Raw genomic sequence first — 12,979 nt, forward strand, 5'->3', positions numbered from 1 at the left:
AATAACCCTGATGAAAAAGACCTCCCCCCCCCTCGTCCCTAAGCAAAATTTTCGTAACCGCCTCGGCATTGCTGCCATCGTGGTTCTTTTGCTCTTGCTGGTGGTGGTCGCCCGCCTGCTCGATCTGCAGCTGCTGCACTACCAGAAATTCCGCCAGCTGGCGCACGATAACCATGTTGCCCTGGTTCCCGTGAATCCGGCACGAGGTCTGATTCTCGCGGATCACGGACAAGTCCTGGCCGAGAATCAGCCAACCTATGCAGTGGAAGTCACCCCCGATCAAACCAGCGATCTGGATGATACCTTGGCGCGGCTGCAAAAATTGCTGGGCCTCTCCGCTGGCGACCTGGAGCGGTTTGACAAAAGTCAGGCGGCCAAGGCCAGTTTCGATCCCATCGTGCTCAAGACCGACCTCAGTCCCCAACAGGTTGCCGCCCTCGCCGTGCGCACAGCAGAACTTCCTGGCGTGCGGGTCACGGCTTTGATGCATCGCCATTATCCCTATGCTGGCCTCTTTGCCCATGTGGTTGGCTACGTCGGACCGATCACGGCGGCGGATCTGCAGCGGCACCAAAGCGAGAACTACCGCGGTCGTAACTACATTGGCAAGACAGGCCTGGAAAGCCATTATGAACAGCAATTGCGCGGCGAGATGGGCTATCAGATCAAACAGATCGATGCCGAGGGACTGCAGGTAGGAACCCTCTCGGAGCAGCCTCCTATGGCGGGCACTAACCTCGCCACGCACTTGCGCCTGCGGGTTCAGGAAGCCGCTGCCAACGCCCTGGAAAGCAAGAATTATCGTGGTGCCGTCGTCGCTCTGGACCCAACGAACGGACATGTACTGGCCATGGTCAGCAGTCCGAGCTTCGACGCTAATTGGTTTGTGGATGGCATCAGCAGCAAACACTGGCAAAGCCTCCTCGACAACCCTGGGCGCCCTCTTACCGATCGTGCCGACAATGGGCTCTATCCCCCGGGCTCCTGCGCCAAGCCTTTCTTCTCCATCCAGGCGATTCAGTCCGGTGTCATCACGCCGGATTACCAAACCTTTTGCCCCGGCAACTTTCAGCTCGGTGGGCATACCTACTGGGACTGGAATCGCGACGGCTTCGGCGAGACCAACCTCACCAAGGCGCTGGCCTGGTCGGTGGACGTGTTCTATTACAAATTGGCGGTCAAGATGGGCATCCAATTACAGGATCAAACCCTCTGGCGCTTCGGGTTTGGCAAAGCACCTGGGATCGATTTGCCGGGCGGTCTAGCGGGCCTGGTTCCCACTCCCGCCTGGAAGCGCGCTCATCTCCACGCTCCCTGGTATACCGGCGACTCGGTCATTCTCGGCATCGGCCAGGGATATCTGCTCGTGACGCCCTTGCAGCTGGCGCGGGCAGTATCCGCCATTGCCAACGGTGGCTATCTGGTGCAACCACAAGTCGCCAAGGCCTGGATCAACCCAGCCACCGGTGCACGCACGGACATTCCCAGCCCGCCGGCAGAAAATCTCAATCTGGACCCCAAGGCGCTGCAAGCCGTGCGTCTGGGCATGGAAGCGTGTGTCAACACCGGCACCTGCCATAGCATCAGTATTCCGGGCATCAGTATTGCGGGGAAAACGGGCACCGCCCAGGTACCAGAAGGCTATGCCCACGGCCGCACCATCTATAACAACGACTCACTGTTCATTGGCTGGGCACCCGTCGACCATCCCAAGATCGCCGTCGCCGTGGTAGTGGAAAATGGTGGCCACAATGCCTGGCAAGCCTTACCCGTGGCGCGAGCCACGATTGCAGCGTATCTGCAGCCAGAGACTACCCTGGCTTCCGCAGAACGACCCAAAATGCCTTGACAGGCTGCACAAAAATCCGCAGAATCCGCCGATCTTTCGCCTTAAGTCGGGCGTAGCACAGTTTGAGGAGTAGTAGCGTGGCCAATTCAGCGCAAGCGCGTAAGCGCGCAGTTCAGAACCAGAAACAACGGTTGCATAACGACAGCCTTCATTCGCGTATGCGCACCTTCGTCAAGCACGTTTTGCGCGCTGTACGCGATGGCAACCAGGAACAGGCACGCAGCGCCCTGCAGAGCGCAGAGTCGATGATCGACAAGACGGCCAGCAAGGGGATCATCCACCGCAATGCCGCGGCACGCACCAAGAGCCGTTTGAGTGCGCGAGTGAAAGCGATGGGGCAACAGGCCTCCGCCTAAACAGTATTCGCCGGCGCAGATCAGAAGGCCAACCCTGCGGTTGGCCTTCTTGCTTTTTAGGTATCGAGCAGCGCGCGCAGGCGGGCAAAGGCATCTTCCGTCTCTGCGGGGCTGTCGGCGTCCTTGCCCGTTGCCTGCCAATCCAGGAGCTCTGACGGGATCTCCGCGAGGAAACGTGATGGCTCCGGATTCAGGGTCTCGCCATACCGTTTGCGCGAGTGACAAAAACTGAGCTGCAAGCGGAAGCGCGCGCGGGTCATGCCCACATAGAAGAGACGCCGTTCCTCGGCAATCTGCTCTGGGCTTTCGCTATTGCGGTGTGGCAACAGCTCCTCTTCCAAGCCCACCAGAAACACCTGCGGAAACTCCAGGCCCTTGGCCGCATGCAGGGTAGAAAGGCGCAGTACATCACGGTCTTCCTCTTCCTCGCGTTCCAGCATGTTGAACAACATCAGCCGCTGCAACAACTCGGCGAGGTCCTTTGGCCCCTCCTCTTGCGCCAACAGATGCCCCATCCAGTCCAGGAGCTCCTGTAGATTTTCCCAACGACGCCGCGCGCTGCGTTCGTCGCCCTCGTCCAACAGGTATTGCCAGTAGCCGATTTCTTCGGGAATGCCCTGCAATACGGCAAGCAAATCATCGCTGCGTTGCAGCTCGTCATTCTTCTGATTGATCCAGTTGGCAAACTCTTCCAGGGCAGCACGGCTACGCGCCGGAAGATCGAGATCCTCGGCAAAGATGCTGGCAAAAAGGGACTGGCCCTGGGCACGCGCGAGCTGGCCTAGCCGCTCCAAACTTTGGCTGCCAATACCCCGGCGCGGGGTATTCACGGCACGCAACAAGGCGGGGTCGTCATCCGGATTCTGGATGAGGCGGCAATACGCGAGAAAGTCCTTGATTTCGGCGCGCTCGAAAAACGAGATCCCGCCCGACACCTGATAGGGAATGCGTGCCGCCCGTAATGCCGCTTCCAGGGCGCGAGATTGATGATTGCTGCGATAGAGGATGGCATAGTCGCGGTATTCCCCATCACGCTGAAAACGATCGCGCAAGATGGCATTGGCGATACGCTCCGCCTCGTCACTCTCATCGGCGCAAGCATGGACCTGAATGCGCTCGCCCTCTCCCAACTCGGACCACAAGCGTTTTTCGAAGAGGTGCTCATTCTGCGCAATGACGGCATTGGCAGCCCGCAGAATGCGCGCGGTGGAGCGATAGTTCTGCTCCAGCTTGATGACTTTCAGGGTGGGGAAATCCTGCGCCAGACGATGTAGGTTATCGGCAGCTGCGCCACGCCAGGAGTAGATGCTCTGGTCATCGTCGCCGACTGCCGTCAAATTTTGTCGTTGCTGCAGGAGCACTTGCAACAGACGGTACTGCGCCCCGTTACTGTCCTGATATTCATCCACCAAAAGATAGCGAATCCGGTCCTGCCAGTAGGCGCGAGCAGTTTCGTCCTGGGCCAGGATCCGGGTCGGCAGCAGGATAAGATCATCAAGATCCACCGCGTTGCAGGCATGCAGCGACTTGCTGTACTCGGGATACAGTGCTTGCGCCAGGGCACCAATTTGATCCTCGCTGCGCACTTCTTCGGGCAGCAACCCGTCATTCTTGAAGCGCGAGATCCGCGCCTGGATAGCCTCCACCAGGTCCGCCGGGCCGTTGCCCTCGCGCAAGAGCCCCCGCAGCAGAGCCAAACTGTCGCCGGGATCAATGACTGTAAAGGAGGGCCCGTAGCCCAGACGCGGCAATTCCCGGCGCAGGATTTGCAAGCCCAGGCGATGAAAAGTAGACACCATCAAGCCACGCCCCGATCGGCCTGCCAATCGCTGGCCAATGCGCGACTTCATCTCGCGCGCTGCCTTGTTGGTAAAGGTCACCGCCGCGATGTGCTGAGGCGCGACCTGTTCCTCCTGAATCAGATAGATGATTTTTTGCGTGATCACCCGGGTCTTGCCCGAACCAGCACCGGCGAGCACCAGCAGTGGCCCATGCACGTGGCGCACTGCCTCCCACTGCGGCGCGTTGAGATCAGTACTGCTCAGGCTGCGCCTCCATCACCGCACGGGGGCTGTCGGGCTCGGAAAAACCACCGCGATACGCCCACCAGATAATGACCGGCCCCAAGATGATCATGGGAATGGACAAAATCTGGCCCATGGTCAACGGCCCCAGTACAAAGCCGAGCTGGATATCTGGCTGACGCACAAATTCCACGAGAAATCGGAAAACCCCGTAAGTAAAGACGAACAGGCCACCTACGGCGCCAATCGGTCGCGGGCGCCGGCTGTAGAGGGCCAGAATCATAAACAACAAGACCCCCTCCAGGAGAAATTCATAGATCTGCGATGGCTGGCGCGGCTGCGGTCCCCCCGCTGGGAAAACCATGGCCCAGGGCAAATGGCTCACCCGCCCAAAAAGCTGGTCATTGACGAAGTTGGCAATACGCCCCAAGCCCAGGCCGATGGGCACCGCCGGGGCGATAAAGTCCAAAGTGGGCATGAAGGCATGCTCCACCTTGCTCTTGGCAAAGAGCCAGCACGCCAAGACCACGCCAAGCAATCCTCCATGAAAAGACATGCCCCCATCCCAAATGAAGAGCATATGCAGCGGATGTTGCGTGTAATATGGCATGTTATACCAGAGCACATAGCCAACGCGGCCACCCAGGATGGCACCAATCGCTACGTAAAATTCGAGGTCGACCACCTCTGACTTTTTCCATGGGGTATGGGGTCGCTGCCCCCGTCGAATCAGCCACAAGGTGGCAATGATGAAACTGATGATCTCCAGCAGGCCATACCAATGAATGGTAATGGGGCCGAGCTGAAAACCAATAGGATTGATGTCAGGGTACTGCAGCATGTGAATATCCTCAGCGCTGGCCCACGCTGGCCGGCCCAAAACAGTGCGATAAGATAAGACGCGTCAAGCGGGAATCTGCATCGTTACGCAATGCAGACTACCATGCTGGCGCGCAAGTTCCAGACAAGGAATCGGCACGATCTCCCGTTCCGGAAATACCGCAGCAAGACGATCCACCGCAACCTCATCTGCCGGATCGTCGTACGTGGGTAACAGCACAGCATCGTTGATGATCAAGAAATTCGCATAACTGAGGGGCAAGCGGTCGCCATCCTCGGCAAAACGTGCTTGTGGCCAGGGTAATGGCACCAGGTGATAGGGCCTTCCATCCGGCTGCGGGAACCCTGCCAACTCTGCCGCCATCTGCTGTAGCGCCGCAAAATGCTCATCGAGGGGATCATCACAAGACTGGTAGGCAATCACATCCGGCTTGCAAAACCGTGCCAGGGTATCGACATGGGCATCGGTATCGTCCCCCTGCAGATAGCCAGACTGCAACCAAAAGACGCGATCGACCCCCAATAAGGCGCATAGCTGTGCGCTGATCTCTTCCCGGGTCCATTGCGGGTTACGATTCGGAGAGAGCAGACACGCGTCCGTAGTCAATAAAGTGCCCTGGCCATCGCTATCGATACTGCCCCCCTCCAGCACCATCCCCAGAGTCTGCAGGGGCAGATCACCGTACGCGCCCGCGGCATGCAATCTGCGCGTGAGCTGATTGTCGAGGTCGGCAGCAAATTTCAGGCCCCAGGCATTGAAGGCAAAATCGAGGAGACGTCGGCGCCCATCGGGATGACGCAGGGTAATGGGACCATGATCCCGCGCCCAGGAGTCGTTGCTGGGCGCTCGCTGGAGATGGCAACGGCGTAGATCAGCCCCCGCCGCCTGCAACGCGCGTTGGCAATCTCGCGCGCTGGCTTCATCCTGCACTGCGACGAGCAGGTCTTCCCGGCGACTGATCGCGGCGCCAATCTGTGCAAAGACCGGGACGACCTCCGCCAGACGCGGCGCCCAATCGGTTGCCGGATGCGGCCAGGTCAACTGCACTGCGGCCTGCGCCTCCCATTCCGCCGGCAACGAAAATCCGTCCACCATGTGCACTCTCCCAGATCACCCCAAGGCTGCTCATTGTAGGACCTCACCGCACTTCCGTCACCGCTCTGGGCCGGCTACACTCTGAAAATGGCATCCGAAATAGAACGCCTCGATCACCTGCTCTCCCGCCTCGGCTACTGCAGCCGCTCCGAAGTACGGTCCTGGTTACGAGAAGGACGGATCAGTATAGAAGGGCAGAAGGAACCTCTGCGTTTTGGCAGCAAGGTCGATCCCAGCAAGCTGCGTATCGACGGAGAGAATCTGGATCCAGCCGATCCCCTTTATGTGCTCTACCACAAGGACCTCGGCAGCGTCTGTGCCCATGATGATCCACGCAGCATCTACGAGGATTTCCCCATGCGTTGGCGGTACCGGCGTCCTGTTTTCAGCAGCGCCGGCCGTCTGGATCGGGATACCAGCGGCTTGCTCTTGCTTAGCGACGATGGAAAATGGCTACACCGCTGGAGTCACGCTCGCAATGCCATTCCCCGCCACTATCGCGTGCGGCTGGCAGAGCCCTTGCGCACGGACGCAGAGCAAATTCTAGCCAGCGGCACCCTGCTCCTCGAAGGGGAGCACATCCCCTGTCAACCTGCCCAGTTGGAAAGATTCGGGGCAAACGAGCTGCGCCTGACCCTGCGCGAGGGGCGTTATCATGAAGTCCGCCGGATGATGGCGGCGCTCGGCAATCATGTCCTATCCCTGCATCGCGAGGGCTTTGGACCGTTTGTTCTGGGCGACTTGGCGCCGGGAGAATGGCGTTATTTGCGTCAGGATGAGATTCATCAGGAGGCCTGAGATGAGATGGAGTCCCCACGTCACCGTCGCCGCCATTGCCCAGGATACCCAAGGGCGCTTTCTGTTGGTCGAGGAGCAGATTGACGGCAAGAACTGTTTGAACCAACCCGCGGGCCACTGGGAAAAAGGGGAAAGCCTCGTCGAAGCAGTAGTGCGCGAAACCCGAGAGGAAACGGGTTACGAATTTTTCCCGGAGTCCATGCTGGGCATTTATCACTGGGAACACCCGCACAAAGACCTGACCTACCTGCGCATCGCGTTCATTGGCCGCGCTGGGCAGCATGATCCCCAGGCGCCCTTGGATACCGGCATCATTGGCCCGCGCTGGCTCTCCCTGGAGGAGATGCGAACGGCACCCCTACGCAGTGCGATGGTAGAGCGCTGCATTCTGGATTTTCTGGCGGGCAAACGCTTCTCCCTCGACATCCTGTGCTCGCTCTAACAAAGCACCGCTGACCTGCGACCAGCATTTTGTTATATTGAAAAAAATAGCATAGCGAGAAGCAGCGATGATCGACGCAGACGGCTATCGCCCCAACGTGGGCATGATCATTTGCAATCAACACAATCAAGTCCTTTGGGCCAAAAGGGTGGGGGAAAACGCTTGGCAATTTCCGCAAGGCGGGATTGACGGCGACGAAAGCCCTGAACAGGCGGTATTTCGCGAACTCATGGAAGAGGTGGGGACCGATAAGGTCTGCATCATTGGACGCACCCGCGGCTGGCTACGCTATGACGTTCCCGGAGCACGTAAACCGAGCAGACAGCGGCGCTACCGGGGACAGAAGCAAATCTGGTTCCTGCTGCGTTTTGAAGGCAGCGAGGCAGAAATCAATCTACAAACCGAACACCCCGAATTTGAAGACTGGCAGTGGGTAGACTACTGGCGCCCCGCCGAAGAGATCATCGCCTTCAAACGCAGAGTATACTGCCTTGCGCTTCAAGAACTTGCCCCACTCATCGGTGCTCCTCCAGCGCCTTTCCCTGTACCAGAGCGCAGCGGAGCGCCCTTCCGCCGTGGCAGGCGCTATCCGCAACGCCGACGGCATAATACGGACAGCGCATAGAAGGGGCGGGCTATCACCCTACGCCCCTTCGTCATAACTCAGTCAGCTTACTTCTTTTTCAGACAGCTGCTCATGAAGCTTTTCCGCTGCTCACCCTTCATGCCCTTGGCGCGCACGTTACAGGTTTTCATTTTTTCCTGTTGGGCGGTGAGCTTGCGTGGATGCTCAACCTTTTTCTCTGCTTTTTTCTCTACCTTCTTTTCCATCTTCATCGGCGCGTGCGTGGCCGGCGCAGCAGTCTCCGCATAGACCGCTCCGGAGAGCAGGAAAGATAGCGCAACAGAAGACAAGATCAGTTTCTTCAACATGGTGTTCTCCTAAGGTGTAGTACGTTATACCTGCGGTGGGGAGGGCACCGCCAACCCTTTACAACAACCCCTTCATCGTCTGCACACTTTGCTGGATCGTGTCCTCATCCGGCAGTTGCCCGTTGGGTGAAAGCTGGTCGATGAGCTTTGGCAGGACTTGGCTCAACCCTTGGGCAAGAGTTTGGGAGTCAATACCCAAGGTGTCCGCCACCGTTTGGATGCGGTCACTACCAATCACAGACTCGATTTGTTCTGCACTGATGGGCTGATTTTCCCCATTGGAGATCCAGGAACTGACCACCGTTCCCAAACCACCGCTTTGCAACTGCTGCACCAAGCCGCTGACGCCCCCCGGCTGGCTCTGCACAAACTGCATCGCCGACCCGAACAGACCGGAATGTTCTGCTCCCAGCGCAGACATCCCCGTTGAGACGATATCGTCCAGAAAGCCCATAATTTCCCCTCCCGTTGTTCGTGGGTAAAAAGATACCCCAAGGCACGGGAAGATCTCAAGCGGAACTTTCTCTACATTACTGTTTTATATAGAGATAAATCAGCGCTGGATGCTGCGGCGTTTGCGTACTTCTACCGTCACCGTGCGCGCACTGGACCGCTGTGCAGGCTGAGGTGAAGCTGGCTGCGCAACTTCGTCGGGAATGGGAAGGTCTTTCGGGTACCAGAACTGCGGACGACCACCCTGCTCAATATTTGCCGCAGGTGCCGACTCTACAACCCGACGCGGAGCCCGCTGCTCGGGGCTCGACTCCAAGTCCCGGGCACGCTTGCGCTCTGGGGTGATACCATACTGCGGTGCAACGATGGGCATAACGCTCCCTGATCAATCCAACCTAGCTTGTCGACGTGGGCGACCATAGCTGGGCCACTTCCACCTCAAGAGCCTAGCACAGGACGACAGAAAGGGGAAGGAATTTCAGAGGGTTCCGCCTTGTTCCTGCGAAGAAGAGGACAGGACCCCAAGGCTTTCCTTCAGAAATATCTTTATATAAGATTTTGTTAATGTAATAATACTAATAATTAACCACCGTCTTTCAATAAGATAAATTATGCAACGATCAGGAAAATAAAAAAATAATGCTTGCCTTAGGCTTTTTATTTGACTATAAAACAGATGAAAGGATGCTTTTTGCGCATTCTTTGACGGAACGGGAAAAAGGAGGTTTACCTATGAATACACAAAGTATTGGGCAAGAAAATCGCGTGACATTGTTCTCTTGGCAGTTGCTCTTTGCGCGGGGTGTAGCAGCATTGGCCTTCGTCATTGCGTCGCTGCTGGACTTCAGTCTCACCATGACCCTGCTCATCTGGTTCTTTGCCCTCTACGTGTTCTTTGATGGCGGATATTCTGCCATCCGCTTGGCGCAAAAAGGTTCGGGAGCCTGCCCGCGGGTGTTGATTGCCATCAAGGCGATCGTCGGCGTTGCCGCTGGCATTGCGGTAATCATCTTGGCCACGCACAGCAATCTGGTACTCACCTTGCTCACCATCTTTGCCTGGGTTGCCATCGTCGGAGTGCTCGAGGGGATTTGGGTCATTCGGAATGTGCAAAACAAGGAGTTGGTCCTGATCATCGGTTCTTCCGCCTATCTGGCCTTGGCCGTCTGTCTACAGGTCATTTTTGCCTTGGCACCCCAGGCGGGATCGAGCGTCTACAACTGGATCGTCATTGGGTTTTCAGCAGCCTTCTCCGCCGCCATGCTGGGCATGAGTTGGGCCATGCGTCGGAACGTTCTGCGCACTGGCGGTAAAAAACCAGCGGCCACCGCTGCAGCACATTGATTCCAAGCCGTATCCTGTTCCTTGGCCTCGGGGTGTAGTGGGCGACCACTTCACCCCAGGTTGCACAACTGCCAGAAACGACCCATATGTTCAATAAAAATACCGAATGTGCTCTGCGTTGCCTGCTGTTTCTTGCCGAACAAGGAATTGGCGTGCCTATTCTTTGTCGAGACATCGCCCAAGCGGTCGGGGTATCCGAACCCTGCGTAGCCAGCGTTCTACGCGTCCTTGCCAAACGCGGCGTTCTCGAATCGCTAAAGGGCAAGGGAGGCGGCTTTGCACTGCGCCCCGAAGCAGCGAAATTAAGTGCTTATGATATATTACAAGCGGTTAGCACCGATCCCGAGAAACAGGTGCGTTGCGTTTTAGGCCAGAAGGAGTGTTCAGACCGCCATCCTTGCCCCTTGCACAGTGCGTGGATGGAACTTCTGGACCAGCAAAACACCCTGCTCAAGGGATTCTGTCTGGAGCAGTTGATCCCATCAGCCTCCTGAGGAATATCAATCGGCTAGACGTTGAACAGAAAATTCAACACGTCACCATCCTGGACGATATAGTCTTTACCCTCGGCACGCAATTTTCCCGCCTCTTTTGCGCCGGTTTCGCCGCGATAGCGGATGTAATCGCCAAAAGCGATGGTCTGTGCCCGAATAAAGCCTCGCTCAAAGTCGCTGTGGATGACACCGGCGGCTTGCGGCGCGGTAGCACCGACGGGGATGGTCCACGCCCGCACTTCCTTTTCCCCAGCGGTAAAGTAGGTCTGCAGACCCAATAGCTGGTAGGCAGCGCGGACAATGCGATGCAGGCCTGGCTCTTCGAGCCCCAGATCCTGCAAGAATGCGCTTTGCTCCTCCGGCTCCAGCTCCGCCAACTCGGCCTCGATGGCCGCACAAACGGGGACCACTTTGGCCCCCCGCTCACTGGCCCATGCCTCCAGAGGCGCACGCCAGACTCCATCTTCGAGTTCGTTTTCCGCCACGTTAGCGATGACCATGAAAGGCTTCAAGGTCAGCAAAAACAGACCGCGTAGATGCCCCCGCTCCTCGCCGGAGAGCGCCGCGCTTTGCGCCGGCTTGCCCGCATTGAGATGCGGCTGCAGCTTGTTCATGGCGGCGAGTTCGGCGACGGCTTCCTTGTTCCCCCCCTTGGCCTGTCGCCCCACACGAGCCTGTGCCTTTTCCAGGGTCGCGAGATCGGCGAGCACCAACTCTGTCAGCACGGTTTCCAGATCGGCAATGGGATCGACTTGTCCATTCACATGCACGACATTCGGATCGACAAAACAGCGCGTCACCAGGGCAATGGCGTCGGTTTCGCGGATGTGGGCAAGAAATTGGTTGCCCAGTCCCTCCCCCTGCGCCGCTCCCGCAACCAGACCGGCAATGTCGACAAACTCTACCGTCGCCGGCACGATCCGCTGCGGGTGGACGATCTCCGCCAGGGACTGCAAGCGCGGGTCCGGCACACTCACCAGGCCGACATTGGGCTCGATGGTGCAAAAAGGGTAATTCTCCGCTGCAATTCCGGCTTTGGTGATGGCATTGAAAAGCGTAGATTTGCCGACATTCGGTAGACCAACGATACCGCAAGCCAAACTCATGGGAGTCTCCTATTCACTGTGTAGGGTCTTCATGGCCGCTTCCTGCCGTCCAGCAAGAAAGCCATCGAGAACGCTCAGGCTGCGCTCGATGGCAGCGTGGATATCCCCCTCTTCTCCCGCCGTCGGACGCGCGAGGACATAATCCACGACCCGGTCCTTGTGTCCGGGGTGCCCGATACCGATGCGAAGACGCCAATAGTCGCGCGTCCCCAAGGCACGATCCAGGTCGCGCAGGCCATTATGGCCCCCATGACCACCCGCCCACTTGAAACGAGCGACGCCAGCGGGCAGATCCAATTCGTCGTGGACGATGAGAATGCGTGCTGGAGGAATCCGATAGAAAGCCGCAACGGATTGCACTGGCCCGCCAGAACGGTTCATGAAGTCCTGCGGTTGCAAGAGAAGAACATCCTTGCCGGGCTCCTGGATGCGCGCCAATTCCGTCTTCCAGGGCCGCTCCAAGCGCCAGGACGCGCGGTACCGACTTGCCAGCTCCTGCACAAAGCAAAAACCCGCGTTGTGGCGGGTTTTTGCATAGTCCGGCCCAGGATTCCCCAGACCAGCAATCAGCCAATCCATGGCAACTTATTCAGCAGCACTCTCTTCTTCATCGGCTGCCGGACCATGCGGCGCGTGGATGGATACGACTTCCTTGTCGTCGCCGTGTTTGAGTGCGACCAGGACCACACCTGCTGGCAATTGCAGATTGGAAAGATGGATACTCTCACCAGCTCCCAGCTCAGCCACGTCCACCTCGATGGCCTCGGGAAGCTTGCCCACCGGCGCCTGAATCTCCACTTCCGTCACCGCACGATGCAGCAATCCACCGCCCATCTTCACGCCTACCGCGCTGTGCTCATTCAGCAAGTGCACCGGAACATTCAGGGTCACCAACTCGCCCTGATGCACACGCATGAAATCGACGTGCAGAATTTCGTCCTTATAAGGATGCATCTGCAGATCACGGATCAGGACACTTTCCTTGCGGCCGTCGAGGTCCAGCGTGATCACATTGCTGTAGACCTGCTCATTGCCAAGAAACTTATAAGCGGCGAAGACATCCAGACTAATCGACTCCGCCGGCTTACCGTCCCCATAGAGGACCGCAGGGATACGACCTGAACGCCGCATACGACGACTGGGCCGGCGGCCCTCTTCACTCCGCGCCTGGGCGGCAAGGACAAAATTCGCTTCGGTCATTACTGTTACTCCTTCTCTTGCGTTATCACGAGCGGGGCGAGGGA

At 57.9% G+C, this 12,979-nt stretch carries 16 protein-coding genes; 7 read left to right on the forward strand and 9 right to left on the reverse strand.

Annotation, left to right across the window (positions count from 1 at the left end; translation table 11 throughout):
• Positions 1-10 precede the first annotated feature (10 nt).
• Both mrdA and rpsT read left to right on the forward strand, forming a co-directional pair.
• Positions 11-1,849 (forward strand): penicillin-binding protein 2, encoded by a 1,839-nt coding sequence (gene mrdA / locus M5D89_RS13405; RefSeq protein WP_248886296.1) that lies wholly within the window; start codon positions 11-13, stop codon positions 1,847-1,849.
• A 77-nt stretch (positions 1,850-1,926) separates the two neighbouring features.
• Positions 1,927-2,205, forward strand: a complete 279-nt coding sequence (gene rpsT / locus M5D89_RS13410) for a 30S ribosomal protein S20 (protein ID WP_248886297.1) — start codon at positions 1,927-1,929, stop codon at positions 2,203-2,205.
• Positions 2,206-2,261: 56 nt separating this feature from the next.
• Here the strand turns inward: rpsT and M5D89_RS13415 are convergent, their stop codons facing one another.
• The 3 genes from M5D89_RS13415 to M5D89_RS13425 all read right to left on the reverse strand — a co-directional run bounded on the left by M5D89_RS13415 (position 2,262) and on the right by M5D89_RS13425 (position 6,165).
• Complete coding sequence (locus tag M5D89_RS13415) at positions 2,262-4,250, reverse strand: UvrD-helicase domain-containing protein (RefSeq protein ID WP_283103185.1); 1,989 nt, start codon at positions 4,248-4,250, stop codon at positions 2,262-2,264.
• The gene (gene lgt / locus M5D89_RS13420; RefSeq protein ID WP_248886299.1) at positions 4,237-5,070 is read right to left on the reverse strand and encodes a prolipoprotein diacylglyceryl transferase; all 834 of its coding nucleotides are present in this window, start codon (positions 5,068-5,070) and stop codon (positions 4,237-4,239) included. Before lgt ends, M5D89_RS13415 begins: the two co-directional genes overlap by 14 nt.
• A gap of 63 nt (positions 5,071-5,133) precedes the next feature.
• Positions 5,134-6,165 carry an agmatine deiminase family protein gene (locus M5D89_RS13425; protein ID WP_248886300.1) on the reverse strand — a complete coding sequence of 344 codons (1,032 nt, stop codon included), beginning with the start codon at positions 6,163-6,165 and terminating at the stop codon, positions 5,134-5,136.
• Between the two features lie 87 nt (positions 6,166-6,252).
• Between M5D89_RS13425 and M5D89_RS13430 the strand changes: the two genes are divergently transcribed.
• From M5D89_RS13430 to M5D89_RS13440, 3 genes are all read left to right on the forward strand, one after another.
• Positions 6,253-6,963, forward strand: coding sequence for a pseudouridine synthase (locus tag M5D89_RS13430; RefSeq protein ID WP_248886301.1), 711 nt, complete (start codon positions 6,253-6,255; stop codon positions 6,961-6,963).
• A gap of 1 nt (position 6,964) precedes the next feature.
• The gene (locus tag M5D89_RS13435) at positions 6,965-7,405 is read left to right on the forward strand and encodes an NUDIX hydrolase (RefSeq protein ID WP_248886302.1); all 441 of its coding nucleotides are present in this window, start codon (positions 6,965-6,967) and stop codon (positions 7,403-7,405) included.
• 67 nt (positions 7,406-7,472) lie between these two features.
• Positions 7,473-8,030, forward strand: a complete 558-nt coding sequence (locus M5D89_RS13440) for an RNA pyrophosphohydrolase (RefSeq protein ID WP_248886303.1) — start codon at positions 7,473-7,475, stop codon at positions 8,028-8,030.
• A 47-nt stretch (positions 8,031-8,077) separates the two neighbouring features.
• Here the strand turns inward: M5D89_RS13440 and M5D89_RS13445 are convergent, their stop codons facing one another.
• Genes M5D89_RS13445 through M5D89_RS13455 form a run of 3 tightly spaced genes read right to left on the reverse strand, consistent with a single transcriptional unit; the run spans position 8,078 to position 9,164 of the window.
• Entirely contained in the window at positions 8,078-8,338 is a 261-nt protein-coding gene (locus M5D89_RS13445) for a PsiF family protein (protein ID WP_248886304.1), read from the reverse strand.
• 58 nt (positions 8,339-8,396) lie between these two features.
• Positions 8,397-8,846, reverse strand: coding sequence for a YidB family protein (locus M5D89_RS13450; protein ID WP_431307176.1), 450 nt, complete (start codon positions 8,844-8,846; stop codon positions 8,397-8,399).
• A gap of 45 nt (positions 8,847-8,891) precedes the next feature.
• Positions 8,892-9,164 carry a hypothetical protein gene (locus M5D89_RS13455; RefSeq protein WP_248886306.1) on the reverse strand — a complete coding sequence of 91 codons (273 nt, stop codon included), beginning with the start codon at positions 9,162-9,164 and terminating at the stop codon, positions 8,892-8,894.
• A 359-nt stretch (positions 9,165-9,523) separates the two neighbouring features.
• Between M5D89_RS13455 and M5D89_RS13460 the strand changes: the two genes are divergently transcribed.
• Positions 9,524-10,135: a hypothetical protein gene (locus M5D89_RS13460; RefSeq protein ID WP_248886307.1), complete on the forward strand. Its 612-nt coding sequence runs from the start codon at positions 9,524-9,526 to the stop codon at positions 10,133-10,135.
• A gap of 86 nt (positions 10,136-10,221) precedes the next feature.
• Entirely contained in the window at positions 10,222-10,629 is a 408-nt protein-coding gene (locus M5D89_RS13465) for an RrF2 family transcriptional regulator (protein WP_248886308.1), read from the forward strand.
• A 14-nt stretch (positions 10,630-10,643) separates the two neighbouring features.
• Here M5D89_RS13465 and ychF read toward each other — a convergent pair whose 3' ends face one another.
• Genes ychF through M5D89_RS13480 form a run of 3 tightly spaced genes read right to left on the reverse strand, consistent with a single transcriptional unit; the run spans position 10,644 to position 12,935 of the window.
• Positions 10,644-11,735, reverse strand: coding sequence for a redox-regulated ATPase YchF (gene ychF / locus M5D89_RS13470; RefSeq protein WP_248886309.1), 1,092 nt, complete (start codon positions 11,733-11,735; stop codon positions 10,644-10,646).
• Between the two features lie 9 nt (positions 11,736-11,744).
• On the reverse strand, positions 11,745-12,314 hold the full coding sequence (gene pth, locus M5D89_RS13475) for an aminoacyl-tRNA hydrolase (protein ID WP_248886310.1): 570 nt from the start codon (positions 12,312-12,314) through the stop codon (positions 11,745-11,747).
• Between the two features lie 6 nt (positions 12,315-12,320).
• A complete protein-coding gene (locus tag M5D89_RS13480) occupies positions 12,321-12,935 on the reverse strand; it encodes a 50S ribosomal protein L25/general stress protein Ctc (protein ID WP_248886311.1) in 615 nt (204 codons plus the stop codon).
• Positions 12,936-12,979 lie beyond the last annotated feature (44 nt).

The sequence above is a fragment of the Acidithiobacillus acidisediminis genome (genome assembly GCF_023277115.1).
In the GTDB taxonomy this organism is placed as follows: Bacteria; Pseudomonadota; Gammaproteobacteria; order Acidithiobacillales; family Acidithiobacillaceae; genus Igneacidithiobacillus; species Igneacidithiobacillus acidisediminis.

Coding starts and splice junctions, on each gene's coding strand:
- mrdA (WP_248886296.1), top strand. CDS start 11: ATGAAAAAGACCTCCCCCCCCCTCGTCCCTAAGCAAAATTTTCGTAAC.
- M5D89_RS13455 (WP_248886306.1), bottom strand. CDS start 9,164: ATGCCCATCGTTGCACCGCAGTATGGTATCACCCCAGAGCGCAAGCGT.
- M5D89_RS13445 (WP_248886304.1), bottom strand. CDS start 8,338: ATGTTGAAGAAACTGATCTTGTCTTCTGTTGCGCTATCTTTCCTGCTC.
- M5D89_RS13435 (WP_248886302.1), top strand. CDS start 6,965: ATGAGATGGAGTCCCCACGTCACCGTCGCCGCCATTGCCCAGGATACC.
- M5D89_RS13460 (WP_248886307.1), top strand. CDS start 9,524: ATGAATACACAAAGTATTGGGCAAGAAAATCGCGTGACATTGTTCTCT.
- M5D89_RS13425 (WP_248886300.1), bottom strand. CDS start 6,165: ATGGTGGACGGATTTTCGTTGCCGGCGGAATGGGAGGCGCAGGCCGCA.
- M5D89_RS13440 (WP_248886303.1), top strand. CDS start 7,473: ATGATCGACGCAGACGGCTATCGCCCCAACGTGGGCATGATCATTTGC.
- lgt (WP_248886299.1), bottom strand. CDS start 5,070: ATGCTGCAGTACCCTGACATCAATCCTATTGGTTTTCAGCTCGGCCCC.
- M5D89_RS13480 (WP_248886311.1), bottom strand. CDS start 12,935: ATGACCGAAGCGAATTTTGTCCTTGCCGCCCAGGCGCGGAGTGAAGAG.
- ychF (WP_248886309.1), bottom strand. CDS start 11,735: ATGAGTTTGGCTTGCGGTATCGTTGGTCTACCGAATGTCGGCAAATCT.
- pth (WP_248886310.1), bottom strand. CDS start 12,314: ATGGATTGGCTGATTGCTGGTCTGGGGAATCCTGGGCCGGACTATGCA.
- M5D89_RS13465 (WP_248886308.1), top strand. CDS start 10,222: ATGTTCAATAAAAATACCGAATGTGCTCTGCGTTGCCTGCTGTTTCTT.
- M5D89_RS13430 (WP_248886301.1), top strand. CDS start 6,253: ATGGCATCCGAAATAGAACGCCTCGATCACCTGCTCTCCCGCCTCGGC.